The organism is Chitinophaga sp. G7 BAM 1005, assembly GCF_057126945.1.
This window is the reverse complement of sequence record NZ_CP181478.1, coordinates 6,816,224-6,842,912: the sequence shown is the minus strand read 5'-3', so window position 1 is coordinate 6,842,912 and position 26,689 is coordinate 6,816,224. Positions and strand designations below refer to the sequence as shown.

21 protein-coding genes are annotated in these 26,689 nt (G+C 46.2%); 15 read left to right on the top strand and 6 right to left on the bottom strand.

Annotated elements, in window-relative coordinates:
* Positions 1–21: 21 nt before the first annotated feature.
* From ACMXI2_RS27600 to rlmD, 4 genes are all read right to left on the bottom strand, one after another.
* Positions 22–1,119, bottom strand: coding sequence for an endonuclease/exonuclease/phosphatase family protein (locus tag ACMXI2_RS27600; protein WP_483779117.1), 1,098 nt, complete (start codon positions 1,117–1,119; stop codon positions 22–24).
* 121 nt (positions 1,120–1,240) lie between these two features.
* The gene (locus ACMXI2_RS27595) at positions 1,241–2,176 is read right to left on the bottom strand and encodes a rhomboid family intramembrane serine protease (protein WP_483779116.1); all 936 of its coding nucleotides are present in this window, start codon (positions 2,174–2,176) and stop codon (positions 1,241–1,243) included.
* A gap of 47 nt (positions 2,177–2,223) precedes the next feature.
* Positions 2,224–3,051 carry a rhomboid family intramembrane serine protease gene (locus ACMXI2_RS27590; RefSeq protein ID WP_483779115.1) on the bottom strand — a complete coding sequence of 276 codons (828 nt, stop codon included), beginning with the start codon at positions 3,049–3,051 and terminating at the stop codon, positions 2,224–2,226.
* Between the two features lie 5 nt (positions 3,052–3,056).
* A complete protein-coding gene (gene rlmD / locus ACMXI2_RS27585) occupies positions 3,057–4,517 on the bottom strand; it encodes a 23S rRNA (uracil(1939)-C(5))-methyltransferase RlmD (protein ID WP_483779114.1) in 1,461 nt (486 codons plus the stop codon).
* Between the two features lie 75 nt (positions 4,518–4,592).
* Here rlmD and ACMXI2_RS27580 point away from each other — a divergent pair, with 75 nt between their 5' ends.
* From ACMXI2_RS27580 to ACMXI2_RS27555, 6 genes are all read left to right on the top strand, one after another.
* On the top strand, positions 4,593–5,999 hold the full coding sequence (locus ACMXI2_RS27580; RefSeq protein WP_483779113.1) for a DUF5106 domain-containing protein: 1,407 nt from the start codon (positions 4,593–4,595) through the stop codon (positions 5,997–5,999).
* 125 nt (positions 6,000–6,124) lie between these two features.
* Entirely contained in the window at positions 6,125–6,829 is a 705-nt protein-coding gene (locus ACMXI2_RS27575) for a porin family protein (RefSeq protein ID WP_483779112.1), read from the top strand.
* Between the two features lie 148 nt (positions 6,830–6,977).
* Positions 6,978–7,598: a porin family protein gene (locus tag ACMXI2_RS27570; RefSeq protein ID WP_483779111.1), complete on the top strand. Its 621-nt coding sequence runs from the start codon at positions 6,978–6,980 to the stop codon at positions 7,596–7,598.
* Between the two features lie 169 nt (positions 7,599–7,767).
* Positions 7,768–8,454, top strand: a complete 687-nt coding sequence (locus tag ACMXI2_RS27565; RefSeq protein WP_483779110.1) for an outer membrane beta-barrel protein — start codon at positions 7,768–7,770, stop codon at positions 8,452–8,454.
* A 59-nt stretch (positions 8,455–8,513) separates the two neighbouring features.
* Positions 8,514–9,188: a porin family protein gene (locus tag ACMXI2_RS27560; protein WP_483779109.1), complete on the top strand. Its 675-nt coding sequence runs from the start codon at positions 8,514–8,516 to the stop codon at positions 9,186–9,188.
* Positions 9,189–9,218: 30 nt separating this feature from the next.
* Positions 9,219–9,893: a porin family protein gene (locus tag ACMXI2_RS27555; protein WP_483779108.1), complete on the top strand. Its 675-nt coding sequence runs from the start codon at positions 9,219–9,221 to the stop codon at positions 9,891–9,893.
* Between the two features lie 275 nt (positions 9,894–10,168).
* Here the strand turns inward: ACMXI2_RS27555 and metF are convergent, their stop codons facing one another.
* Positions 10,169–11,122 carry a methylenetetrahydrofolate reductase [NAD(P)H] gene (gene metF / locus ACMXI2_RS27550; protein ID WP_483779107.1) on the bottom strand — a complete coding sequence of 318 codons (954 nt, stop codon included), beginning with the start codon at positions 11,120–11,122 and terminating at the stop codon, positions 10,169–10,171.
* Positions 11,123–11,290: 168 nt separating this feature from the next.
* On the opposite strand from metF, the gene lptB reads away from it, so the two are divergent.
* The 8 genes from lptB (at position 11,291) to ACMXI2_RS27510 (ending at position 24,288) form a co-directional block, all read left to right on the top strand.
* Positions 11,291–12,052 (top strand): LPS export ABC transporter ATP-binding protein, encoded by a 762-nt coding sequence (gene lptB, locus ACMXI2_RS27545; RefSeq protein ID WP_483779106.1) that lies wholly within the window; start codon positions 11,291–11,293, stop codon positions 12,050–12,052.
* A 22-nt stretch (positions 12,053–12,074) separates the two neighbouring features.
* Positions 12,075–13,607: a GH3 auxin-responsive promoter family protein gene (locus tag ACMXI2_RS27540; RefSeq protein ID WP_483779105.1), complete on the top strand. Its 1,533-nt coding sequence runs from the start codon at positions 12,075–12,077 to the stop codon at positions 13,605–13,607.
* A 17-nt stretch (positions 13,608–13,624) separates the two neighbouring features.
* On the top strand, positions 13,625–14,374 hold the full coding sequence (fabG, locus tag ACMXI2_RS27535; RefSeq protein WP_079471366.1) for a 3-oxoacyl-[acyl-carrier-protein] reductase: 750 nt from the start codon (positions 13,625–13,627) through the stop codon (positions 14,372–14,374).
* A gap of 33 nt (positions 14,375–14,407) precedes the next feature.
* Complete coding sequence (locus ACMXI2_RS27530) at positions 14,408–15,049, top strand: RNA polymerase sigma-70 factor (protein WP_483779104.1); 642 nt, start codon at positions 14,408–14,410, stop codon at positions 15,047–15,049.
* Positions 15,050–15,119: 70 nt separating this feature from the next.
* Entirely contained in the window at positions 15,120–16,232 is a 1,113-nt protein-coding gene (locus ACMXI2_RS27525; RefSeq protein ID WP_483779103.1) for a FecR family protein, read from the top strand.
* 242 nt (positions 16,233–16,474) lie between these two features.
* Positions 16,475–19,645 carry a TonB-dependent receptor gene (locus ACMXI2_RS27520; RefSeq protein ID WP_483779102.1) on the top strand — a complete coding sequence of 1,057 codons (3,171 nt, stop codon included), beginning with the start codon at positions 16,475–16,477 and terminating at the stop codon, positions 19,643–19,645.
* 22 nt (positions 19,646–19,667) lie between these two features.
* Positions 19,668–21,149, top strand: coding sequence for a RagB/SusD family nutrient uptake outer membrane protein (locus ACMXI2_RS27515; RefSeq protein ID WP_483779101.1), 1,482 nt, complete (start codon positions 19,668–19,670; stop codon positions 21,147–21,149).
* Positions 21,150–21,267: 118 nt separating this feature from the next.
* Positions 21,268–24,288 (top strand): glycoside hydrolase domain-containing protein, encoded by a 3,021-nt coding sequence (locus ACMXI2_RS27510; RefSeq protein WP_483779100.1) that lies wholly within the window; start codon positions 21,268–21,270, stop codon positions 24,286–24,288.
* Positions 24,289–24,536: 248 nt separating this feature from the next.
* Here the strand turns inward: ACMXI2_RS27510 and ACMXI2_RS27505 are convergent, their stop codons facing one another.
* Entirely contained in the window at positions 24,537–25,439 is a 903-nt protein-coding gene (locus ACMXI2_RS27505; protein WP_483779099.1) for an SMP-30/gluconolactonase/LRE family protein, read from the bottom strand.
* A 153-nt stretch (positions 25,440–25,592) separates the two neighbouring features.
* On the opposite strand from ACMXI2_RS27505, the gene ACMXI2_RS27500 reads away from it, so the two are divergent.
* A complete protein-coding gene (locus ACMXI2_RS27500; protein ID WP_483779098.1) occupies positions 25,593–26,645 on the top strand; it encodes a nucleoid-associated protein in 1,053 nt (350 codons plus the stop codon).
* Positions 26,646–26,689 lie beyond the last annotated feature (44 nt).

Sequence of the window (26,689 nt, the reverse complement as noted above, 5' to 3'; positions counted from 1 at the left end):
TACTTTGTTGAAGTACTAAAGTTAGTTTTTTTTCAACGAAAGACAGGCCATAACCGGGAAATGCTCTGATGGCCGGGGATGAAAAACCTTGCTTCCGTGTATGGCCAGCGGGGGCTGTGCCAGGATGTAGTCGATCCGCAGTGAAGGCGACAAATAGGAGAGCGTGCGGCCCCAGCCCACACCGGTTTTGAGGAACGCATCCTGCATATTGCGGCTGATGGTTTTATAGGTAAATGAAACCGGCGTGTCATTGAAATCGCCGCAAACAATGGCGGGATAGGGGCTTTCGGCAACCAGTGCTGCCAGTTGAAGCGCCTGCGTGGATCTTGTCCGGAAAGTGCTCCTCATTTTATAAACCAGGCCGGTTCCTTTCGGCGTTTTCATGTTCCTGTAATCCTCACCCTTAAACATATACGAAATGAGGTGAACCGCAAACACCCGGACGGTATCTCCTTTTATGGCAATATCTGCCTGGAGGAAAGTGCTGCCGCTGCCCGTTCCGCTTTCCCCGCAGGGGATTGCCGAGGCTGAGATCACAGGGTAGCGGGAAAACAGCACAATGCCGTAATGCCAGCTTTCCCAGTGGATTTTGTCGCCGGTGAAGTAATGGTATGGGTAGTTCCCGGCGGATTTGATGCGTTGCATATGCTGTTCCTTGCCGGGTTTATCGTTGGTGTAAAACTCCTGCATACAAAGAATGTCCGGGCTGCCGGACGCAATGGCGTTGTAGATCGCCGCTTCCTTGTCCTTATCCGTTACATATCTCTCTAAACCCATACTGCTGGTATTATAGGTCATCAGCGTAAACTGCCTGCTGTTGGTTTGTTTGCTGATTATATTTTCCCGGAAGAGGTGAACGCCCCAGGTGGTTAGTGCTGCGGGCATTGCACAGAGTATGGCCATTATATTCATCAGCAAATATTTCCATTTTTTATACCATGCCCATACGCCGGTATATAAAAAGCAAAGCGGGAAGAGAACAGGAAAGAAGAATCCCGAAAAGCCGGCGGGCCAGCATTTACCGGGGTTGATACCCAGAAGAAAGGTACCGAGGAGAAGGGCCGCCACTAAACAAATGTTACTCCAGAGCAGGATACGGCGTACAATGATTTTCAGCATAGGGGGACCAGCAATTGCGAATTAATATTTTCAAAGTACAAAAAAAGGAAGATGCGTGCTGTTTTATAGTGCCTGCATCTTCCCTGTTATTTGTGAAAGTATTTTCTAATCCGTAATACTTTTATTCTGTTTTACTTGCTCTTAACAGGGTGTCTCTTTCTTCTGCAGAAAGGGATGACAGCCCGTTTTCGTTGATCTTATCAAGGATCTCGTTCAGTTTCTGCTCAGGCACTTTGCCAATGCGTCTGTACGGTTGTTGTTCGGGATCCGGCTGGGAAATATTTTTTCTTTTAAAATCGTCCGGGTTTATACGTTGTGATGCCGGGTGAAATACATGGGTGAGTTTAAAAGCCAGTTTGTTGAAGCCTGCGCCCATATCCCTGCCTTTTTTCCACTGGTACATATAGAACCAGCCTGCCAGCGCACCGCCAGCCAGTACCGGAATATAGGTATATCCGTAGCTGGAGGATGCCATTAATGCTCCGACAGAAAGCGCTACAAAAACCAGGGTGATGATCCAGAGGGAAATACCTCCTGCCAGTAAAGGGAATATGCGGTAGCGCGGAGCGATAGTGGTAACGCCAACAGCTATTGCCATAATACTGCCGGCAGCGCCCAGTGTATATTCATTGGCGGCGAGTGCATGAAAAGACGGGATCAGCTGCATAGCTGCTACATACAAGAGGTTACCGCAGAGACCTCCAAAGAGATACAACGGCAAAATCCGCTGGTAGCCTGCCAGATGTTGCATGAAGGCGCCAAAGCACCACAGCCACACCATATTGGAGAAGATCTGCCAGAAGCTGATGTGTGTAAATAAGGAGGTGACCAGCGTCCAGGGACGAGTCAGTAATTTGGATGGATCTGCCGGAAGCCTCAGCCAGGTCATAATATCCTGGTGAAACCGGGGCTCACCCACCTGTTCCATCTGGTATATTACAAGCGTAAAAAACAGGAAAACGAAAATCGTAAGATTAACAACCATCAGGTGTGTCACCATATTTCTTCCTTCTCCTAAAGAGAGGCGGGGCAATTTCTCTTTTTCCAACGCATGCATGGTACAAATATTTTTCAATACAAAAATACGTCAATAATATAGTTGTCTTAATAAAAATCTGTTCTCTTCTTACTCCACCCTCTCAGCAGCAGGTAAGCAAATAGCGCGCCACCGAGGTGGGCAAAGTGGGCTACATTATCGCCTGCTGAATTCTGGATACCGGAATACAGTTCCCCCAGGATCATGAAGCCTACTACAAATTTGGCCCTGATGGGGATCATTGCAAAGAAATACAGGTACCGGTTGGGGAACAGGTACCCAAATGCAAACAGGATGCCGTATACCGCTCCGGATGCGCCCAGTGTGGCGCCATTCCGGTAATAGTTAACGTAGTTTTTAACATAGAGACTTGCCATTTCCATAGCCGCAGGATCGCGGGCCGCCAATGCACTTTTCAGGCTTTCCATGTTAAAGTTGGCAAGGTTGCCGATATCGAACTTATTATCCAGCGCCACAAAATTGGAGAAACTGGGATCATTCAGGAATTGCGCTGCGTACCTGTTAAGGCTCACATTTTCATAAGTGAGCACGCCCATGTGGCACAGGGCAGCGCCCAAACCGCATATCATATAAAAAATGAGGAAACGCTTGGGCCCCCAAAGGTTTTCCAGGGTAGCGCCAAACATCCACAGGGTAAACATATTGAAGAGCACATGCATTATGTTCTTCGGATCGTGCAGGAACAGATGCGTAATGAACTGATGTGGTTTGAATAGTTCGGAGCCCCAGTAGTGGAGGGCAAACAAACGACTCAGATCATAATCGAATTTGCTCAGCAGCGTAATCTGCACTAACCAAACCAAACCATTAATGATCATCAGATTTTTGATCACCATCGGCAGGTACTGAAATTTTCCGGGCCTGTACTCGTTCATTGTTGCTAGTTATTATCTCTTTTTTTCAACAACACCACATTTTCGATGTGATGGGTGTGCGGGAACATATCTACCGGTTGTACCTTTTCCACTGTATAGAGCGAATCCAGCAAAGCCAGATCCCTGGCTTGTGTAGCGGGGTTGCAACTAACATATACAATCTTAGGGGCACCGATTTCCAGCAGTTTATTGACCAGTTTTTCGTGCATGCCTGCCCGTGGGGGATCAGTAATGATCACATCCGGCTGGCCATGTTGTGCAAAAAACTCATTATTACAAATATCCACTACATCGCCTGCAAAAAAGGTGGCATTATCCACATTATTACGGGCGGCATTTTCCTTTGCATCATCTATGGCTTCCTTTATCAGCTCAATACCCACCACTTTGCGGGCATTGCGCGATACAAAGATGCCGATGCTACCGGTACCGCAATATAGGTCATATACGATCTCGGATCCGGTTAATCCTGCAAAATCCCTTGTTACCTTGTACAACACTTCTCCCTGGTAAGTGTTGGTCTGGAAAAATGACTTAGGACCTATCTTAAAAACAAAATCTTCCAGTTTCTCTTCCGCATATCCTTTACCAAAATAAATCTTCGGTTCCAGGTCGAAGATAGTATCGTTTCCTTTCGGATTAATGGTATACAGCACCGTGGTAATGGCCGGTACCGTTTTCAGCAAATGCTCCAGCAGGGCAATCCTGTTGGGCTTGTCTTCATGATGGATCACCAGGTTTACCATGATTTCCCCGGTAGTGCAAAGGCGGATCACCAGGTTACGCAACCATCCCTGCTGTGCACGGATATCGTAGAATGTGAGGTCGTGGGAAACCGCAAATTCACGGATGGTGTTGCGGATCAGGTTTACCGGCTCCTGCATCAGGTAGCAGGTATCTATATTCAGTACTTTATCGAACAGTTTAGGTACATGGAAGCCCAGCGCGGGTCTTACAGGTATCTCACCATCGTTGGCCCTGATTTCTTCGTTAGTAAGATATGCCTTGTTGCTGAAGGTAAACTCCAGTTTATTGCGGTAATGTTCGGTATGAGCGCTGCCCAGAATCGGTTCCATTGGCGGCAGCGCCAACTTTCCAATGCGTTGCAGGTGGTCGGCCACCTGTTGTTGTTTGTACTCCAGCTGCAGGGCATAAGGCAGCATTTGCCATTTACATCCGCCGCAGGTGCCAAAATGCTGGCAAAAAGGAGTGACTCTTTTATCCGAATAGCTGTGAAAGTGAACTACTTTCCCTTCTGCCCAGTCTTTTTTGTTTTTACCAAGACGAACATCCACCACATCGCCAGGCACTACTCCGCCTTCAATAAATATCACTTTCCCGTCATGACGGGCCAGGGCTTTACCTTCTGCCGCATAAGCAGTAACCGGTACATTTTCTAAAACAACGTTTTTTTTCCTCACGGCTGCAAAGGTAATTGAAATGCTGAATCCTGCATCGTAATTCATACGAATTACCACTCAGCACACCGCTTTCCTTTTTCACTTTTTTCCGCTTACATTTACATATTGCTTTCAAATATTATGCGTAAACTTTTTTCATTACTGATAGCGGCCCTCCTGGTGCAATTTACCCTGCAGGCGCAGGGTTACCAGATTTCTGTAAAGCTGAAAAACTTTACCAGCGGGAAGTTTTTCCTGGCCCATTACATGGGTAGATCCACCTACCTGGCCGACTCTGCAGAAGTAAGCCCTGCGGGAGAAGTGATACTGAAAGGCAGAGAAAAACTGCTGCCAGGCATTTACCTGCTGGTACTGCCCGGTAAACAGCAGTATATAGAAACCCTGATAGATAAGCAACAGGTTTTCAGCGTAGCCATCGACACCAGCGATCTTGTTAATAAAACAGTATACAAAGGCAGCTCCGATAACGACGGGTTCCTGGCCTACAACAAATTTCTTTTCCGGCAGGAAACATTGAGCCGCAGTATCCAGCAACAGCTACAAACAGCCCGCACGGCCGCGGACTCTGCCAAAGTACAGCCTTTGCAACAGGAACTGGGAAAGAAGATCCAGGAATTCAGGACGGACTTTATTGCCCAACATCCCGGCAATATTCTCAGTACCATCTTCCTGGCAATGAAAGAACCACTGGTACCACCGCCACCGGCGGGAGCAGATTCTTTATTTGCCTATCATTATTTTAAAGATCATTACTGGGATGAGGTTGATCTTGCAAGCGATCGCCTGGTAAGAACGCCTATCCTGGAAGGGAAACTGAAGAAATATTTTACCCAGCTGGTCCCGGTACACCCCGATTCTATTATTGTTGACTGCGATGCCATGATTGCCCGTACCCGCAAAAGCAAAGAGGTTTTCAAGTTTGTGTTGTGGTGGCTTACCTATAATTACGAGAGCTCGCCTTACATGGGTATGGATGCGGTTTTTGTACACCTTGTGGAAAAATATTACGTTCCAGGGGAAGCGTTCTGGCTGAATGATGAACAACTCAATAAAATTGTGGACAGGGCGTATACGATGGCGCCTAACCTGATTGGCCGCCAGGCGGCCCCGCTGCAATATAAAGACACTGCTGCCAGGTCGCTTTCCCTGTATAAAACCCCTGCGAAGTTCACGGTGCTCGTTTTCTGGGACCCCACCTGCGGACACTGCAAAACTGAGATCCCCCGTTTGGATTCTGCCTGGAATGCAGGCTGGAAGAGTAAAGGAGTGGCTATGATAGGCATTAAAACGGAAGGTACCCGTGAGGAATGGCTGCAATTTATTCATGAGCATCATCTAAATGGGTGGATACATGGCTCAGATCCGCAGGGAGAAACAAATTACCGCAGGTTGTACGATGTTTACAGCACACCGATGGTTTATTTACTGGATGAAAGGAAAAAAATTGTGGCAAAAAGATTGGGCGTGGAGCAATTGCAGGAGTTTCTGGACCGGGTTGCCCCAAAAGCTTCCGGGGGTAAGTTGTAGAAACAGGGATGTAGAACGTAGAATATACGCCTCGGTATATATTGAAAATCAACTAGTTGATAGATTTTAACATTCCTTTGGCATAGTCTTTGGCTCTGTGGTACCGGACCATAAAACCAAAGATCATGAAGAAGATGTTATTATCATTCGCAGTGTTAACTATTTCGGTAGCGGCGATGTCTCAGGCGAGAGTTGGGATTAAGGCTGGCTGGAACCTCTCCAACATTACTTATGATAACTCCGGCAATACAAAAGACAGTCGTTCATTATCCGGTTTTAATGTGGGAGCCATTGCAGATCTACCCTTAGTTCCAAAGATTTTATCTTTTCAGCCCGGTGTATTTTATACCACCAAAGGTACAAAGCTCGAAACGGGAGATAAGAATAACCCCACCACTAATCCATACGCAAAGTACACGATTAACCCATCCTACATTGAGATTCCTCTGAACTTTGTGGCTAAGTTGCCAATCGGAGAAAGTTCAAGTCTCTTTGCGGGTGTTGGCCCTTATTTTGCATTTGGGGTTGCCGGAAAGCAGAAGTTTGAAACAACTTCTATTGCTGGTGTACATGTCAGTGGATCGGAAAGCATTAAGTGGGATGATGATACTCCGTTTAATAGCGACCCAAGCACTGCATATGATAAAATGAAGCGTTTCGACTGGGGTGGTAACGTACAGATTGGTGCGGAACTCAGCAATTTCCTGGTTTCTGCCCAGTATGGTATTGGCTTTGCCAAGGTGAGGTCCGGTGAGGACAACAGCACAGATGACAAGGGTAAAAACCGTGTATTCAGTGTTTCTGTAGGTTATTTGTTTGGTGGAAAATAACTGGTTAACAAACAATTACGGAATTAAATTGTAATAACTGCAAGCAAGCAAAAAACAGGTTCATTCATTAGTTGGCAATCAAAAAATTAGGGAAGCGATACCTGACCTGTGGGTATCGCTTTTTTTAATCATTCAAATTACATCACACATGAAAAAAGTATTATTATCTGCAGCCGCATTACTGGTAGCCAGTCTTTCTTTTGGTCAGGCTAAATGGGGTATTGTTGCAGGACCTCAGTTTTCCAGCATGACTGCAAAAAATGTTATTCTAAGCAGTGGAAAGGAAACCAGTTCAATCCTTACCGGTATAAGGGCAGGGGTTACGGTAGACATTCCGCTGGCAGATGAATTTTATATCGGAACAGGATTACTTTATTCCGGTAAAGGAGGTAAAGACAAGGATACTGATGTGAAAACTACTTTGTCTTACCTGGAGTTGCCCGTTCACTTTATGTTTAAGCCAGAAGTAGGTACCGGCAGGCTGGTATTATCCGCAGGACCTTATTTAGCTTATGGTTTGGGCGGAAAGATCAAGGATACCGGAGCGGGCGATCTGGATGTATATGATGATGAAGCCACCGTGCTGAAACAGAAAAGATTTGACGCTGGTTTGGGTATCAATGTAGGCTATGAACTGCCAGTAGGATTGTATTTCGGTCTGAATACCGGTCTGGGTCTGGTAAATACGGCTGATAATACAGATAATGACCGTAGCTTTAAAAATACGTCCTTTGGCGTGTCTGTTGGCTATAAGTTTGGAGGCAGGTAAGTATGCTCTGCATGAACTTTTTATTAACCACCCGCTAATTTCGGGTGGTTTTTTATTTTTATGAAAACCTTTGTTTAATTTCGCGTACAGTAACCGACTGAGCATTAAGACTTTTCCCCCAAAATGATGTCACTGTGATATTCTTAATCCTTTTATTACCGAACCACTGATGAAAATTTTTACTCCTCTTTTTGTAACAGTTTTTTTTGTTACAGTTACCTCACATGCACAGGTTAGTTTGGGTATTCGCGGCGGCTATATCAATACCGGGCTGGAGTCGTCCGGGAATGAATATGCGCCAGGCGCCAAAAAAACAGATAGCTGGCAGGCGGGTATCTATACAAACATACCCCTGTTTAAAAATGGTTATCTGCAGTCAGGCGTCAGTTATATAGAAAAAGGTGCAGGGCTGGATTACGCGGTATCTCATCCTGTTAATCTGTTTACATCGGGAGCAACAAAGCTGAAACTGCAATACCTGGAACTGCCGGTTCACCTGGTATACAAAGTGCCGGTAGGCTTTGGCAAACTGCTGGTAGGTGCTGGTCCCTATGCGGCTTATTGTATGCGCGGGGATTACAGTGTATCTGCTTATAGCGACCATAAACTGGTTCAATCGGGGTCCAAGCGGGTGGATTTTAAAGCATCTCCCAATATTTTTGGTACTAACATGAACCTGCAGCGCTGGGATGCAGGTCTTAATTTTATAGCCGGAATAGAGTTGAATTGCTGTCTTTCATTGAGTGCCCAATATGGCTACGGCATGGTGGATATCGATCAATCAACGGAGAACAATTATAAAAACAGGTATTGGGGCGTAAGCCTCGGTTTCTTCTTTGACCGGGAAGACTGGTAGTCGTTTTTTATGAAGGGAATGGTTTTTGTTAACAGGGACCGGATTTATATTTAAAGTACATGAAAAGAAATATTCTGATTGTTGTAGCCCTGCTGGTTGTTCAGATTGCAACAGCACAAGTTAGATTTGGATTAAAGGCCGGCTTTACCGGCGCCAGTATGAAGTTAACCGACCCTGCTGATGTTCCGGACCGTAATGAGTTCATGTTGCCTGCTTTTCATGCAGGCATTTTAGCAGATATCCCCCTGGCAAAATGGTTTTCGGTACAGCCGGCGCTGTATTATAGCGTTGCTGGTTACAGAACACGCCCGGAGCAGTCAACCGGTAACTATTACTATATCGCCAAGTTCAGGTATAACTACCTGGAATTACCGGTTAACTTTCTGTTTAAGCAAAGATTGGGGCAAGGTAAAGTAATAGCAGGATTTGGTCCGGGCCTGTGTTATGGTATTGGCGGGAAAGCCACTTATATCAGGGAAGGCACTAAAGAAGAAAGAAAACGGGTAAAGTTCGACGGAGACGAAGTTGTTCCCGGAAACGCTAATGAAATACACGCCAACCCGGTAGACGTTTCAGCTAATTTCCTGCTGGGCTATGAATTTAATGAAGGATTTATGCTCACAGCAGGTTATTCTTCAGGCTTTATAAATGTAACCACCCGGGAAAATGCGGAAGAGCTAAACCGTAGCTTCCGTATTTCTTTTGGGTATTTGTTTCCCCGCACCCGCCGGTAATAATTGACAGACAACATTCCTTAATCCTATATGAAAAAGAACATCCTGATTATTGTAGCCTTGTTAAGTTCGTTAACCTTATGCGCCCAGGTAAGATGGGGAATAAAAGCCGGCTTTTCAGGCGGAAACATGAAACTGAAAGACAAAACCCAGGAGGCATTATTCCATGACCGGATGCTGCCTGCTTACCATGCCGGGATTTTGGCCGACATTCCTCTTGCAGAGAGTTTTGCCGTACAGCCGGCACTGTTATACAGTGTTAAAGGCACCAAAACCATTAATACTTTCATGACGGGTATGGGCGGTAACGAAGAAGCAACCACCAGTTACCGGTATAATTACCTGGAACTGCCTGTTAACTTTTTGTATAAAGGGGAAGCTGGCCGGGGCAAAGTTTTTGCCGGGCTGGGGCCTTATGTAGCGTATGGTATCGGCGGAAAAGTTACTTATAAGGGATATAATTCAGCAGCAAAAAAATCCCGGCAGATCAAATTTGACGGCGATGATGTTACAAACCTGGAGGAATTACATGCCAATGCCATAGATGCGGGCGTGAATCTGCTGGCCGGTTATGAGTTTAAAAACGGGCTGTTGTTTAGTATAAACTATACCTCCGGCTTTTTGGACGTTAGCGCCAGTAACAGAACAGAGGAGAAGCACCGTTATTTCGGCTTATCTGTTGGATATCTTTTTACGGGAAAATAATTGCTATACTATACAAGCAATAGAAAGACTGCCCCTGCGGCGGTCTTTTTTATTTTTTTTAAAAGAAGATAGGGGTCATTCCTTTTTACCGCGTCTTATTAACGAAAGATACCATCGGAAGATGGTTTCAATCATTGGACAGTTATAATTAAAAGTGTGACAGTTATAGGGATATGCCACTACGTATCTACGTGATGGCATTTTTTATATGAAAGACAGCAAAAAAGGGAAAGACTTTTGTCCTTCCCTTCTGCTATATAAGGAGTTAGGATAAGCTACATAATTGCTTCCACCGCCTGACGCACCACCTTAGGTTTACCCAACGTATAGTAGTGCAATACCGGCACACCAAAGGCTTTCAGTTCTTTCGACTGTGCAATGAGCCACTCGGTACCTACCTGTTCCACATCCTTGTCTGTTTTGCATTTCAGGATTTCTGTAGAGAGGTCTGTAGGGAGATCCACATGGAAAATACGTGGCAGCATCGTCATTTGCTTCCTGGAAGTTAATGGCTTCAATCCCGGGATGATAGGCACGGTGATACCCATTTCACGGCATTTGTTCACGAAGTCGAAGAACTTCTGGTTGTCGAAGAACATTTGTGTAACAATATAATCAGCCCCGTTTTCCACTTTACGTTTCAGGTGCGACAGGTCTGTTTGCATATTGGGTGCTTCAAAGTGTTTTTCGGGGTAACCGGCTACGCCGATACAGAAATTGGTTTTTACACCGCTTTGCAGATCGTCTTCCAGGTAAACGCCGTTGTTCATATGTGCCACCTGGTCCAGCAATTCAATAGCATAGCTGTGACCGTGTGGGTCGGGTTCAAAGAAAGTTTCATTTTTGGGTGCATCTCCGCGTAAAACCAGTACATTGTCGATACCCAGGAAGTTGAGGTCTATCAGGGCATTTTCTGTTTCTTCCCGGCTAAAACCGCCGCAAATGAGGTGTGGTACCGCATCTACGGTATAATGGTTCATAATGGCCGCACAAATGCCCACGGTACCGGGGCGTTTACGGATTTCCACCTTTTCAAAGGAACCGTCCGCCTTTTTCTTGAACATATGCTCGCTGCGGTGATAGGTCACATTGATAAATGCGGGCTTGAATTCCATCAGCGGATCCAGGTGGTCATAGATAGACTCAATACTCTTTCCTTTAAGCGGAGGGAGGATTTCAAAAGAAATCAGGGTGTCTTTGGCCTTGGCAATATGTTCAGTTACTTTCATAAAGTTATAAGCTTTGAGGAAGGCGGCTGGATATAAAGCCGGCTTTCTGCTAAAATTACGCGGGCAAAAATAAGATATCCCCTTATTATTATCAGATCATTTTTAATCTTAGGATAACTATAACTAGGCTAACTGAATGAATTGTTTATTTTTGCTAAGTTTGATCATATGACATTAAGAATACATACAGACCAGCTGGTAAAGCGTTACGGCAACAGAACGGTGGTAAACCATGTATCTGTGGAAGTGTCTCAGGGGGAGATTGTAGGGCTGCTGGGGCCTAACGGAGCGGGTAAAACCACCTCCTTTTACATGGTAGTGGGGCTTATTAAGCCCGACGAAGGGAATGTGTACCTGGATGGCCAGAACATTACCAAGCTGCCCATGTACAAGCGGGCGCAGATGGGCATTGGTTATTTGCCGCAGGAGGCTTCCGTATTCCGGAAGCTGAGCGTGGAGGATAATATTGCCGCCGTGCTGGAGATGACCACCCTGAAAAAAGCGGAGCAGAAGGAGAAGCTGGAAAGTCTTTTGTCTGAATTCCGGCTTACACATGTAAGAAAAAGCCCCGGTGATGTATTGAGCGGAGGAGAACGCCGTCGTACCGAAATCGCCCGCGCACTGGCTGTAGATCCGAAGTTTATCTTGCTGGATGAGCCTTTTGCCGGTATCGACCCCATTGCCGTGGAGGATATCCAGGGAATCGTAGCCAAACTGAAATACAAAAATATAGGTATCCTGATCACCGACCACAACGTTCAGGAAACATTGTCCATTACTGACCGGGCTTATTTATTGTTTGAAGGTAAAATCCTGAAATCAGGATCCGCCGAAGAGCTGGCAGCCGATGAACAGGTAAGAAAAGTGTATCTTGGCCAGAATTTTATTCTTCGCCGTAAAGATTACCTGGACGAAGCAGCTAAACAATAAAAATAATTCTACAGCATCCTATATGAGAATTTTAAGTCCTGCAATATCACAACTGGCAAGATTGCGAATGGGGCGTATTGCGTATTTCATGCAGTATCCCGTTCAGGTGCAGCAGCAGGTATTCCAAAACCTTATCAGTGCCGCCCAGTATACCGAATTCGGTAAACAGTACGGCTTTTCAAAGATTTACAAGATAGACGAATATAAACAGCGTGTTCCTATTCATACCTATGATACCATCAAGCCTTATATACAGCGCACGATGGAGGGACAGCAGAATGTACTCTGGAATACACCTATCAAATGGTTTGCAAAATCCAGCGGTACCACCGCGGATAAGAGCAAATTTATCCCCGTAACAGTGGAAAGCCTGGATGAATGTCACTACCGTTCCGGCAGGGATGTGATCTCCCTTTACTACAATAATTTCCCGGACTCCGACGTATTTACCGGTAAATCATTAGTAATAGGAGGCAGCCACCAGGTGAACAAACTTTCTGAAAACAGCGATTCCTATTTCGGCGACCTGAGTGCCGTAATGCTCCAGAATATGCCGTTTTACGGCAATATGATCCGTACACCGGACCTGGAAATAGCGCTCATGGACGAGTGGGAAGAAAAGATAGAACGCATGGCCAACGCCGTGATCCATGAAAATGTAACCTCTATTGCAGGGGTGCCTACCTGGACCATTGTGCTGATCAAACGTATTTTTGAACTCACCGGTACCGACAACCTGGCCGATGTATGGCCCAACCTGGAGCTTTATATGCATGGCGGCGTAAGCTTTACTCCTTACCGCGAACAGTTTAAAAAACTGATCCGTACGCCTTTAATGCATTACCAGGAAACCTATAATGCTTCCGAAGGCTTCTTTGCAGCCCAGGACGTGATAGGGGAAGAAGGCCTGTTGTTGTTCCTTAACCACGGCATCTTTTATGAGTTTATGCCAATGGAGGAATTAGACAAGGAAAATCCGCAAACCCTGCAACTGCAGGAGGTGGAGCTGGGTAAAAACTATGCCCTGGTTATCAGTACCAATGGCGGCTTATGGCGCTATATGGTAGGAGATACCATCCAGTTTACCTCCCTGATTCCTTACCGTATCAAAATCAGTGGCAGAACAAAGTCGTTTATTAATGCCTTTGGGGAAGAAGTGATTGTAGAGAATTCGGATACCGCGGTTGCAAAAGCCTGTGAAGCTACCGGCGCAGTGGTAAATGACTACACCGCAGCTCCCGTTTATTTCAGTGATCATGGCAACGGCGGACACGAATGGCTGGTGGAATTTGAAGTAGCTCCGGATGACCTGAACCGCTTTACCGCTGTATTGGACAGTACTTTAAAAGCAATCAACTCAGATTACGAGGCTAAAAGATATAAAGATATTGCCTTGCACATGCCGGTAGTGCGCGTACTGCCAGAAGGAACTTTTTGCGAGTTCCTGAAGAGCAAAGGCAAGCTGGGCGGACAACATAAAGTTCCCCGGTTGAATAACGACCGCAAGTACCTGGAAGAAATTCTGCAATTTGCGGCAGATCATATGAATGCTTAAAACCTATCAACTATAACATGAAATTACTGGAGAACAAAGTAGCCATAGTAACAGGCGCCAGCCGTGGTATCGGGGAAGCAATTGCTTTGAAATTTGCAGCACAGGGAGCAAACGTAGCTTTTACATACGTTAGCTCCGATGAAAAAGCCCAGGCACTGGAAGCAAAGCTGACCGCTTTGGGTGTAAAAGCAAAAGCTTATAAATCCAATGCAGGCGTTTACGAGGAAACTGAAACGCTGGTGGCGGATGTATTGAAAGAATTCGGTAAAATTGATATTTGTGTGAACAATGCAGGTATCTCCAAAGATAACCTGCTGTTGCGTATGAGCCCTGATCAGTGGGATGATGTTATGAACGTCAACCTGAAGAGCGTGTATAACATGACCAAGCATGTAATACGCCCTATGATGAAGGCGAAAAGCGGTAGCATTATTAATATGAGCTCCGTGATCGGTATCATGGGCAACGCCGGCCAAAGCAGCTATGCCGCTTCCAAAGCTGGTATCATCGGTTTTACCAAGTCCATTGCACAGGAACTGGGCAGCCGTAACATCCGTTGCAACGCCGTGGCTCCGGGTTTTGTAGAAACAGACATGACCAGCTACCTCAAAGAAGGAGAGGGCGCTGCCAATTATATTGCTCAGATTCCGCTGGCCCGCTTCGGTACACCGGAAGACATTGCCAACGTTTGCCTGTTCCTGGCGTCTGATATGAGCGGTTATGTAACCGGTCAGACAATCAGCACCTGTGGCGGTTTGTGTATGTAATTCAACGAGTTAAAGATGGTAAAACGCGGGCCTATGACCCGCGTTTTTTTATTGAACCTACTTTACGTATCTTTTCGCCGCAGTGAACAATCTTGTGGACGAAGGAATACTTTGGAGGAAGTAAGCAAAAATATTAACCGGAAACAACGTCAACTACCCGCTTTTGAATCATTATTCAAAGAGTATTATCCCGCGCTCTGTACATTCGCTTTTGATTTTGTAAACAGACATGAACTGGCAGAAGAAATTGTGCAGGATACTTTTTTGAAGATATGGGAAAAGTACAGGGAACTGGACATCCAGGTATCTGAAAAAGCATACCTGTACCGCGCTGTTCAGAATAATTGCCTCAACTACATCAAACAAAACAAAGTGAAGGCACAATATGGCAGCGAACAACTCCAGCAGCTGGAGTCCCGCATTGCTCTCTTCAGCATCGCCTCCGGGCATTCACCGGCCGAAAAACTGGAGCAATCCGAACTGGAGCTGATAGCAGAAAAGGCGATCCGCAAATTACCACCCCAATGCCAGGACGTATTCCGGCTTAGCCGCTTTGAAGAATTGAGTTACCCCGAAATTTCCCGCCACCTCGGCATTTCCATCAACACTGTGAAAACGCAGATGACCCGCGCCCTGCAAAGGTTACGCGACGAACTACTCCCGCTTCTGAAGTAAATAAAAAGTTTTTTTTCTTCTCTTGTCACCCTACCTGGTATTAAATGTTGTCTTACTACTTGTTTTCTATATGATGGGTCCTAACTATACACAGGAGCAGGCAGATGACCTGATCGCACGTTTTTTATCCGGCAATATTTCCCCGGATGAACAAGCAGCGCTAACGCACTGGATCAATGCTACAGCGGAGAACCAGTCTTATTTCATGCAGCTCCGGGATGCCTGGCAGGCAACGGCACGGGAAGGAAATTACGATGCCGGCGCCGCCTGGAATAGTTTGCAGTATGAAACGGCCATAGAACCGCCATTGGTGGTAAACAAATGGAGCTATTATTTCCGCGTGGCGGCCTCTTACACCTTGCCTTTTTTAATCGGCGGCGGCCTGGTATATACCTGGGCTTCCGGTAAGAAAGACAACAGCAGTAATGCGCTGGTAACGGTAACCAGCCCGAAAGGGGCCACCACCAAAATTGAATTGTCTGACGGTACGGAAGTATGGCTGAATGCAGGTAGTAAACTACAATATGCACAGTCCTACAACCTCCGCGGCCGCGAAGTAAAACTGGAAGGAGAGGCATTCTTTAAAGTGCATACCAACGCACAAAAGCCTTTTACCGTAAGGGCCTCCGACCTGAGCATACTCGCGCTGGGTACATCTTTCAATGTAAAAGCATACCCGGAAGATAAAACGGTAGTGACCACCCTCGTAGACGGAGAAGTGAAGATAGATGGCAGCAAAACCACTACGCCTTTCGGACTCATGATGAAACCACATCAACATGTTGTGTATAAAAAACCGTTATCAACAAACGGCAGTGAACAATTGAAAACGCCTGTATCTAGCGGAGACAGCTCCACAGCTGCCCCGATAGAAAGCAGGGAAGTGAACAATACAGAAATATATACCGCCTGGAAAGACGGCAACTGGATAGTGGCCGCTCAAACAATGGACGAACTGGCGGTTACAATGGAACGCAGGTTTAATGTAAAGGTGATCTTTAAAGAACAGGAACTGAAAGAATACCGCTTCAGCGGCACTTTCCGTCAGGAAACGCTGGAACAGGTACTGAACATTCTAATGCTCACGGCGCCGCTGAAATACACCATAGACAAAGGTGTAGTTACCCTGGCGCTGGATGAGGAGCTGAAAGAAAAATACAATAAAGCATTTAAGACCCGGTAACGACCGGAGAGAAGAGAGAACCATCATTCTATCACCTGTAAAACCAACTTACATGCCCGACATGAAGGACTAAAAAAATTGGGGTAATGCGACTTACCCCAATCAACGAAAATCACTTAATGGTGAATTGCCTTTGCGACGGGCAGTCACCGTAATTATCGTTTAACTAAAATCTATACAAGTTTATGAAATCCACTGCAAACCTGGCGGCATTATTTTGCCCCGGGCGAAAATTATTGCTCATGATGAAATTGACGGGTCTGCTGATTTTCGGAGGTTTTTTACAGGTATCCGCTAATGCTTACGCGCAGGATAAAATAAAAGAACTGCATGCTGAAAATAAAAGCGTGAAAGATGTATTTAAACTCATCGAAAACAGCAGCAATTATCGCTTCTTCTACAACGAGAACTTTACTGATCTGAATAAGGCAGTGACCATTGATGTGAAAGATAAAAAGATCAGTGAAGTGCTGAAGGAACTCTTCAACAATTCCAATGTTACTTTCCGCGTACTGGAAAACAACCTGGTGGTGATCACTCCCACCGGTACGGCACAGGTAAAAGTAACAGGATACGTAACAGACGCCACTACCAAAGATCCGTTGCCCGGCGTAACCATCACGGTTGAAGGCGCCAGCACCGGCGCAGTAACGGATGCCACCGGTAAGTTTACCATCCAGGCTCCTTCAGAAAACAGCGTACTGATATTTTCCTACATCGGCTACCTGCAACAGAAAATAACATTGGGCGGCCGTTCCGAACTCAACGTTAAACTGGAACCGGATACCAGGAAACTGGAAGAAGTAGTAGTAATGGGTTACACCACCACTACCACCAAAAACCTCACCGGTGCAGCGCAGGCGGTAAGCGGCGCAAAACTGAAAGACGTAACTGCCAGCAGCATGGACAAAATGTTGCAGGGTAAAGTAAGCGGCGTATTTGTAGGTAATACTTCCGGTGACCCGGCTTCGGCGCCCGTTATCCGCATCCGTGGTAACGGAACACTTACTGCGGGCAACTCTCCGCTGGTAGTGGTAGATGGTATCATTGGCGGTTTACCCAACCCAAGCGATATTGAAAGCGTTACCATCCTGAAAGATGCCGCCGCCACTACGTTGTACGGCGCCCGCGCTGCCAACGGCGTAATGGTAATTACCACCAAAAGAGGTAAGGCCGGCAAAACACAGGTAAACTTCCGCACCAATGTAGGAACCGCCCAGCTCAATACCGGCCGTTTCCACCTGATGAACGGAACAGAACTGTACGACCTGCAGAAAGCCGCAGGAGCCACGCTGGACCCATCTCAACGTAATATCAACACCAACTGGCAGAAGCTGGCCTTCCAGAATGCCACCAACCAGAACTACGAATTATCTACCAGCGGGGGTAACGAAAAAACAAAGTTCTACCTGGGCGGTAACTATTATAAAGAAGATGGTATCCTGAAAGGTACCGGTGTAGAGCGTTTCAGCGCCCGCCTAAACCTTGATCATAACATCACCGATAAGTTCCGTATCAGCGCCAACTTTGCCGGAACCCAAACTTCCGATCACGATAATTCAAACGGTTCGCTGTATCAGTATTACACCAACCTCCCGTGGGATAAGGCATACGACGAACAAGGCAAGCCGGTAAATCCACTCACCGCCGCCACCTGGTATGGCAGGGATATGAGCAACTTCCTCTACGACCAGCAGTATAACTATATTAAAAATAAAAGGCAGTCGCTCGAAGCCCTGGTAAAACTGGAATACGATATCACCAAATGGTTGTCTTTCAGCTCCACCAACCGCGCGCAATATTACCACTTCAACCAGGAGAGCAATGGGGACGTGCGGACTTCCTCCGGTACCGATGACCGTGGTAACCTGTATAACTACTACCAGGATTCTGCGAGCTATATCAGCTCCAACCTGTTGAAAGCAAGATATACCATTAATAAAGTGCATAACATAGATGGGTTGGTGGGCGCTGAGTTCCAGCAGGCCAATCTCAATGATATCAATGCAAAAGGTAAAGGCATCCTGCAGGGGGTAGAGGTGCTGGATGGTACTTCTTCGCCGATGTCTATTGGGGGTACAAAAATAGCCCGCGCTTTTAATTCCTATTTTGTACAGGCCAATTATAACTATAATTATAAATACTACTTCACTTCTTCCTTCAGAAGAGATGGATCTTCCAAGTTTGGCGCCAACCAGCAGTATGGTAACTTCTATGCCTTTGGCGCATCATGGGCAGCATCTGAAGAAAATTTTATCAAACAGATAAAAGCCATTACCAACCTGAAGTTAAGGGCCAGCTACGGAACTACCGGTAATGCGGAAATCGGCGACTACAGCGCTATCGGGGCATATTCTATCAATACGCAGTACAACGGTTTCCCCGGCGCTTACCAAAGCGTGTACAATGTGCCTAACCTCTCCTGGGAGAAAGCATATAATACCAACATTGGTATCGATCTCGGATTATTTAACCGGATTAACCTGACGATAGAATTATACCAGAAAGATAACAAAGACCTCCTGTTCAATGTGCCGCTGCCTGCTACTGCCGGCTACAGCTACATTTCACAGAACGTAGGATCTGTGCGCAACAAAGGACTTGAAATTAACCTGAGTACAGATAACCTGGTAGGCGCCTTTAAATGGAGCACCGACTTTAACATCGGCTTCAATAAAAACAGGGTAACAGAACTGTATACCGGGAAGAACCAGATCGTAGATCCGATCAGTGGTTACTTCATCCTGCAACAGGGCCAGGATATGCGTAGTTTCTATATGCGCAAATGGGCTGGTGTAGATCCTGCCAATGGTGATCCGCTGTGGGAAAAACTCGTAACTGATGCCAATGGCAACGTAACCGGCAAAACCACCACCAACAACTATAACGATGCATCTTTGCAGATTGTGGGTTCTGCCACGCCAAAATTCTTTGGTGGTATGCGTAATACCTTCTCTTATAAAAACTTCCAGCTGAGCGCCTTCCTGGCTTTTGTTTCCGGTAATGATGTGTATAACAGTACCCGCGAACTGATGGACAACGACGGTGCGTATTATACTTATAATATGATGCAGCTGGATAAAGACTGGAGCCGCTGGGAAAAACCGGGCGATGTAGCTACCCATCCGAAGTATACTATCAAAGGAAATAAAAACTCACATAAACCATCTTCCCGTTTCCTGGAAGACGGAAGCTACCTGCGTCTGAGAAACGTAAATCTGAGCTATGCGTTGCCCAAAGCCTGGCTGGACCGTGCGCATATTGGAAACGCCAGAATTTCTATTGGCGGTGATAACCTGTGGACATTAACCAAATTCTCCGGTCTGGATCCGGAAGTAGATGATCGGGGTATCAACTACATCAAGTATCCGTCCAGCACCAAATGGTTTGCAGGTCTTGAAATTAATTTTTAACAGGAGCTAAAAAGAGATGATCATGAAACACATGTCGAAATATTTTGCAGGGCTGTTGCTGTTATCAGTGGCTACTTCCTGTTCATTGAAGAAAGACCCGTATAGTGCTGTTCCGGATGATAATATCCTGAAAGATGAAACCAAATGGCCGGCGGCTACTGTGGGTAATTATGCGTTACTGAAAGAAGAAAATTTTACGCGCAACTATTTCCAGATGGGAGAGTTCCCAAGTGATGATGTAGCGTTGAGCGGCGCCACTACCGATGCGCTTTTCTACTCCTATACTTACGGACACCTCACCAACCAGGCCAATGCATTGCAGATCTGGCGCGCAGGATATAAGGCTATCAACGGCTGTAATAAGCTGCTGGAAGTAATGACAGAAGGTAAGTCGGACGCTGTGAATAAAATGATCGGGGAAAACCTGTTCATCCGCGCCTTTGTGCATTTCAGCCTGGTAAGGTCTTTCGGCCGTCCTTATACGCAGAGTCCTGCAACCAACGCAGGGGTACCGGTGGTAACGAAGTTCGATATAACTGCTATGCCTAAACGTAGCACCGTAAAAGATGTATATGCACAGGTAGTAGCAGATCTGAAGAAAGGAAAAGACCTGATGGATAACTCCAATACCAACAGCTATGTCACCAAATACGGTGCTATGGCTTTACTGGCAAGGGTATATCTCTACATGGGAAAAAACGATTCTGCCCGTATTTATGCAGATTCTGTGATCACTTCGGGGCAATATTCCCTGGTGAATACTTCTGATCTTCCCGGCTACTATACCAAAACCAATGAAAATAATAAGGAAACCATCTTCGCTATTCATCATACCCTGCAGGACGACCGTACCTGGGGCTCTATCGGCTCTATGTATTATATGTCGCCCGGCGGTATGGGTTATGGCGAAATGTATGCTTCCCAGTCGTACCTCGACCTGCTGCACAAATATCCGGCAGATGCCCGTAACTCGTTTGTGCAGGCAGTTTACCTGAAAGGCGCCGATGGCCGGGATTCCGTGAATGCCGGCGGCCAGAAAGTAATGGCTTCCCGTAACGGCGTACCAAAGTGGTACGTGCTGAAATATTCCAACCAGGATAATGTGCCTACCCTCAGTTCACCGGTGGTATTGCGCCTGGCTGAAATGTACCTGATCCGTGCAGAAGCCAATGCGAAGCTGAACAACAGCGCGGCCGCCATCGACGATGTGAACACCATCCGTAAAAGAGCCGGCTTAAGCGGCGCAGCACTGTTTACGGTATCAGACCTGCATGGCTATACTTCCGTGCTGGATGTAGTACTGGACGAACGCCGCCTGGAACTGGCCTTTGAAACACATCGTGTATTTGACCTGTTCCGCAACAACCGGAATGTATACCGGAACTATCCCGGCGTACAAACCAATCCGCAAACAGTTTCCTATACAGATGCAAGGGTGGTACACTTTATTCCCGAGCAGGAAATATTGCTTGATCCTAACCTGGTGCAAAACCCGATTCAATAGAAATACCGGTAAAAGCCCCGTTCACCGGGGCTTTTGCTTTTATAAAATAATCGGGAAAAGAAACCGCAACAATAGTAAATTTATAACCGGTGAACATTTAAAAAATTGATTATCCTTCATGTATCAGACAAACCACCCTTCCCGCAATTTCAGGAAAGGATTGCTGCTGGCAGGACTTATTTTCAGCTTCCTTACCACGGCACTCGCCCAGGAATTGAAGTATACCAATGGCAACAACAACTGGAATGCAGACTCGCTCGGTAACCACCGTGCGGTAGTTACTTTTAACGGCGCCACCGGCGTAGCCCGCGTAGTAATCCCCTGGCGCCGCCGCGATGAACATCCGGAGCTGAAACGTATCATTATTGAAGATGCCAGAACAAAACAAAAGGTTACCAATGTAAAAACGTTGGCGCTTACCCGTGAGCAGGGCGATATCTGCTTTGAACCCACCTCCGGTAAAGGGGACTACTATATTTATTACCTGCCCTCCAAAAATGAGGGCCGTGATAACTATCCGAAAGGCGTATACCTGGCGCCGGAACAAACCGCTGATAACAACTGGCTGCAAGCCATACCAGCGGGCATAAAGCCCAATACCACCGTGAAGCAGCTGGAAGCTATCGACAGCTTCAATACGTTTTACCCGATGGAAGTAATTGCTACGGAAGCAGAAAGAAAGCAACTGCTGCTGAAAAATCCGGGTGGCGGCTATATGCTGTTCCCCGAAGACCGGCAGTTTCCCATTAAAATGACGGATGACCTGCCACAGCGCTGGATAAAGAAAGGACCTTCGCAGTCTTTCTCCGGCGAAGCCGGTAAAGGAGAATACTACGCATTTCAGCTGGGCATTTATGCCCGTCATAAAATGAAGGAGGTACAGATCTCTTTTGCAGACCTGAAAACGGCCGCTGGTCAAACTATTCCGGCAACACAACTCAACTGTATCAATACCACCGGTACCACTTATGATGCAAAACCTTTTTCAGCAACGGTGAATATCCCGGAAGGAAAAGTACAGGCCATGTGGTGCGGCATAGATGTTCCGGAAAACGCTGCAGCAGGTATCTATAAAGGGATTGCCACTGTAAAGGCAGCCGGTATGCCTGCTATGCCGGTAAGGATCGCCCTAACGGTAACGAATAAACTGGTAGTGAACAGCGGCTTTAACGAGCCCTGGAAACAAACCCGCCTGAAATGGCTGAATTCCACGCTGGCACAGGACGACGCCGTGATCGCCCCTTATACGCCACTGGAAATGAAAGACAGCGTAATCAGTTTACTGGGCCGTAAAGTAAGCATCAATAAAGATGGCTTCCCTGCCCAGATCCAGACTTTTTTTACGCCTGAAATGACGTCGCTGGCTACACAGCCTAAGAATATTTTCACCGAACCGGTACATTTCCATTTCATCAACGCCGCTACCGGAAAGGATCTTCGCTGGCAAAGCAATGGCTGGCAAGTTACTAAGCAAACGCCGGGCAAAATCAGCTGGAAAGCGATGAACACCGCTACTGGCCTGGAAATGGAAGTAAATGCCTCCCTTGAGTTTGACGGCTTCCTCGACTATACCGTGAAAGTAACTGCACTGGAAGACGTATCCCTGAAGGATATCACGATGCACCTGCCATTTGATAAAGGCGCCGCAAAGTATATGATGGGTCTGAACCAGAAGGGCGGGCTGCGCCCGGAAAAGATCGACTGGAAGTGGGACGTGAAAAGTAAAAACCAGGACGGCGCCTGGATTGGTGAGGTGAATGCAGGTATCCAGTTTAACCTGCGGGATGAAAATTATGTACGCCCGCTGAATACAAACTTCTATCTGCAGAAACCTTTACTGCTGCCCACTTCCTGGGGTAACGGCAATAAAGGTGGTATCACCATCGGTGAAAAAGGAAAGGCGATACTGGTAAACAACTACAGTGGTGAAAGAACCCTGCATAAAGGAGAGGTACTGTATTACAACTTCCACCTGATCATTACGCCGTTCCACCCGGTTAACACCGATTTCCAGTGGTCCACCCGTTTCTACCACCGATATAATAACCTCGACAGCATTAAAGCTACCGGGGCTACAGTGGTAAACATTCACCACGGTAACGACATCAATCCCTGGATCAATTATCCGTTCATTGAATGGAGCGCGATGAAGGATTACATTACAGCCGCGCATCAGAAAGGGCTGAAAGTGAAGATCTATAATACTGTAAGGGAGTTGTCGAACCATGCCTGGGAAACCTTCCCGCTGCGCAGTTTGGGGCATGAAGTATATACTTCCGGTAATGGCGGCGGCTTCTCCTGGCTGCAGGAGCATGTGGGAAAAGATTACATCGCGGCGTGGTTTGTACCGGAGTTTAAGGATGCCGCTATTATTAACAGTGGCATGAACCGCTGGCATAACTATTATGTGGAGGGGATGAACTGGCTGGTGCAGAACGTAGGGATCGATGGTATTTACCTGGACGATGTGGCTTTTGACCGGGTAACCATGAAGCGGGTGAAACGTGTGCTGACAAAGGATAATCATCCGGGTATCATTGATCTGCATTCTGCCAACCAGTATAATAAATCCGATGGGTTTATTAACAGTGCGGTACTTTATATGGAGCACTTTCCTTACCTCAATAGGCTTTGGTTTGGGGAATATTTTGATTATGAGAAGAATGATCCGGATTTCTTCCTCACGGAAGTAAGCGGTATTCCCTTTGGCCTGATGGGTGAAATGCTCCAGGATGGCGGTAACCAGTGGCGTGGTATGGTGTACGGTATGACTAACCGCATGCCGTGGACTGCTACTTCTGATCCCCGTCCCATCTGGAAAGTGTGGGATGATTTTGGTATGCAGGGAACAAAAATGATTGGTTACTGGGTAGAGAACAACCCGGTTAAAACCAATAACCCGTTGGTGCCGGCTACTATTTACCGGAAAGATGGCGCGGTACTGGTTGCCCTTGCCAGCTGGGCGCCGGAAAACACAACGGTTAAACTCAGTATCGACTGGAAAGCGCTGGGTATAAACCCTGCGAAGGCAGTGATAACGGCGCCGGATATACGCAACTTTCAGCAGGGGCATGTATTTGATAAAAACGCCAGCATCCCCGTAGAGAAAAACAAGGGCTGGCTACTGATTATTAAGTAGCGGAGGATCGCCTTCGGCGATTTTAAATTGTCTTGGAGCAGGATTACGCTGATTATACTGATTTTGGTGATTTGATTATTTTTGATTTTAAATGATTAGGGGAGACATAAGCGGATATACTCGCTTATGTCTCCCCTAATCATTTAAAAATCTTTTTAAAAAATCCGAAAAATAAAATCCGAAAAATCAGTATAATCAGCGTAATCCTGCTCCAAGACAATTTAAAATCGCCGAAGGCGATCCCTCCGCTAAAAGCGTTTACCCGGTATCGTTACCCGGAATGTTTCCACGCATTTCCGGTCCTGCAGGGTTACATACACGGTTTTGCCGTCTTTGTCCCCAAACACAAGGTTGCTGCATTGTTTTCCTTTGAGGGGTACTTCCTGGATCAGCTTTCCTTTCGGCGACAGCACGGCGATCACGCCTTTCCCCCACCTGGCCACATAGAGGTTTCCTACTTTATCGCATTTCATTCCGTCGAAGCCGAAGTCGGGGAAGGTAGCGAATAAGGTTTTCCGGGAGATGTTACCGGCTTTATCCACCTTGTATTTCCAGATCTTCCGTTGCACGCTTTCGTTTACATACAGTGTTTTTTCGTCGGGGCTGAGTTCAATACCGTTGGTGGTGCCCATATTGCTTTCGAGTAGTATGGGGGTATGGTTGCCGGGGTCTATACGCCAGATCTGGCCGGTGTTGCTGGCCCATTTGGGGTCGCTGACAAAGATCTGGTCTTTGCTGTTAATACAGAGATCATTAGGTTGATTGAACTGATCAGAGTGAATGTATACGCCTACCTTTTTGGTTTTCATATCAATGGTGAGCACATTATGCCGGATGAAATCCGGAAGGAACATGGTTCCTTTGCTGTTGAAATGAACGCCATTGGCTATGCTGCTATCGGGGAGTGTTACGAATATTTCGCCTGCGCCGGTTTTGGTATTTATCTTACCAATGGTACCATCCTGTTGGAAATTTACCACGTAGAAATTGCCTGCTTTGTCAAAGTTGGGTCCTTCGATATTTACGGAAAACATATTTTCTGCTGTCAGGTCGCGGGTTTCGTATACAGGTCTGCTTGTGTTTTTTTGCTGCGCCATCAGCGGGAGGCCGTATCCGGCCGTCATTGCCAGCAGGCAGATATATTTTCTCATGTTCGTTTTGTTTTGAAACTTTAAATTAAGGAACTATTCCAGATTTTTCAGCGTATAAGGATGGGAGGGAAGGTATGTAATGAAATTATCAAGAAATAATTACCGGGGAAAACGGATCTGTTGCCTGTCAACTAATTTATTAATTTTGCGCCCATGATCCATGTTTCGGAGTTTAAAGATTTGGCGCAATTAACGATACACAAGGTAGGGAATCCCACTAACGACGAGGCCCTGCTCTGTTCCAAAGCGCCTTTGCAGCTGGAGGATGAAACGATCAGCCAGTTATTGGTAACATATTTTATTCAGCCGTTTGCCAATGCAGCAGAGTATTTCAGATTCCGTCATGACGCAGATCTGCAATTGAATGAAATATTTCAATATTGTCGACGTATATTTACTGACCAAAATGAATTCCAGGAGCAGTCGGTCAATATTGCCAAACATCTATATAAACATTCCACCCATCCTAAAATAAAAGGGGGAGAGCTTTATATAGCCTACTTTAGCAAGTGTCAGGTGGATGGTGAAGAGGTAGAAGCCATAGGCATTTTTAAGTCGGAGAACCGCGATACCTATTTGAAAGTTTTTCTGGCAGACGAGAATTACCAGGTAAATTACGAGGACGGTATAAATATTAATAAGCTGGATAAAGGTTGTCTGGTATTTAATACGGAAGAAACCGAGGGCTTTAAGGTAAGTATTATAGACAGCAACAGCAAACAAACCGAGGCGGTGTATTGGAAGGATGCCTTTTTACAGGTACAGCGCCGGGAGGATAGTTACCATCAGACAGAAACCGCGGTGGACATGTGTAAACAGTTTATACACAATAAATTGCCAACGGAGTATGAGATGGACAGAGTGGATCAGGTAGATCTGTTAAATAAATCAGCCGCTTATTTCAAGGAAAAAGAACAATTCCAACTGGACGATTTTGCGAAAGAAGTATTAGGTCATCCCGACGCTATAGCTTCTTTTAAGGAGTACCGAAATGAATATGCGAATCATTTTCAACAAGATATCCCTGACGAGTTTGAAATATCTGCGCCTGCTGTAAAGAAACAGCAGAAAGTATTTAAGAGCATTCTGAAATTGGATCGTAACTTTCATGTATATATTCATGGCAACCGTGAGATGATTGAACGCGGTTTCGACGAAGCCACTAACATGAACTATTATAAGCTACTGTTTGAAAATGAAGCGTAAGACCGTGTGACAGACAGTAGAGGCGCCTGTGTGATTGATATTGT

Bases quoted from the DNA above. Each gene is read 5' to 3' on its own strand.
- ACMXI2_RS27600 (WP_483779117.1), bottom strand. From the start codon at position 1,119: ATGCTGAAAATCATTGTACGCCGTATCCTGCTCTGGAGTAACATTTGT.
- ACMXI2_RS27595 (WP_483779116.1), bottom strand. From the start codon at position 2,176: ATGCATGCGTTGGAAAAAGAGAAATTGCCCCGCCTCTCTTTAGGAGAA.
- ACMXI2_RS27590 (WP_483779115.1), bottom strand. From the start codon at position 3,051: ATGAACGAGTACAGGCCCGGAAAATTTCAGTACCTGCCGATGGTGATC.
- rlmD (WP_483779114.1), bottom strand. From the start codon at position 4,517: ATGAATTACGATGCAGGATTCAGCATTTCAATTACCTTTGCAGCCGTG.
- ACMXI2_RS27580 (WP_483779113.1), top strand. From the start codon at position 4,593: ATGCGTAAACTTTTTTCATTACTGATAGCGGCCCTCCTGGTGCAATTT.
- ACMXI2_RS27575 (WP_483779112.1), top strand. From the start codon at position 6,125: ATGAAGAAGATGTTATTATCATTCGCAGTGTTAACTATTTCGGTAGCG.
- ACMXI2_RS27570 (WP_483779111.1), top strand. From the start codon at position 6,978: ATGAAAAAAGTATTATTATCTGCAGCCGCATTACTGGTAGCCAGTCTT.
- ACMXI2_RS27565 (WP_483779110.1), top strand. From the start codon at position 7,768: ATGAAAATTTTTACTCCTCTTTTTGTAACAGTTTTTTTTGTTACAGTT.
- ACMXI2_RS27560 (WP_483779109.1), top strand. From the start codon at position 8,514: ATGAAAAGAAATATTCTGATTGTTGTAGCCCTGCTGGTTGTTCAGATT.
- ACMXI2_RS27555 (WP_483779108.1), top strand. From the start codon at position 9,219: ATGAAAAAGAACATCCTGATTATTGTAGCCTTGTTAAGTTCGTTAACC.
- metF (WP_483779107.1), bottom strand. From the start codon at position 11,122: ATGAAAGTAACTGAACATATTGCCAAGGCCAAAGACACCCTGATTTCT.
- lptB (WP_483779106.1), top strand. From the start codon at position 11,291: ATGACATTAAGAATACATACAGACCAGCTGGTAAAGCGTTACGGCAAC.
- ACMXI2_RS27540 (WP_483779105.1), top strand. From the start codon at position 12,075: ATGAGAATTTTAAGTCCTGCAATATCACAACTGGCAAGATTGCGAATG.
- fabG (WP_079471366.1), top strand. From the start codon at position 13,625: ATGAAATTACTGGAGAACAAAGTAGCCATAGTAACAGGCGCCAGCCGT.
- ACMXI2_RS27530 (WP_483779104.1), top strand. From the start codon at position 14,408: ATGACCCGCGTTTTTTTATTGAACCTACTTTACGTATCTTTTCGCCGC.
- ACMXI2_RS27525 (WP_483779103.1), top strand. From the start codon at position 15,120: ATGATGGGTCCTAACTATACACAGGAGCAGGCAGATGACCTGATCGCA.
- ACMXI2_RS27520 (WP_483779102.1), top strand. From the start codon at position 16,475: ATGATGAAATTGACGGGTCTGCTGATTTTCGGAGGTTTTTTACAGGTA.
- ACMXI2_RS27515 (WP_483779101.1), top strand. From the start codon at position 19,668: ATGAAACACATGTCGAAATATTTTGCAGGGCTGTTGCTGTTATCAGTG.
- ACMXI2_RS27510 (WP_483779100.1), top strand. From the start codon at position 21,268: ATGTATCAGACAAACCACCCTTCCCGCAATTTCAGGAAAGGATTGCTG.
- ACMXI2_RS27505 (WP_483779099.1), bottom strand. From the start codon at position 25,439: ATGAGAAAATATATCTGCCTGCTGGCAATGACGGCCGGATACGGCCTC.
- ACMXI2_RS27500 (WP_483779098.1), top strand. From the start codon at position 25,593: ATGATCCATGTTTCGGAGTTTAAAGATTTGGCGCAATTAACGATACAC.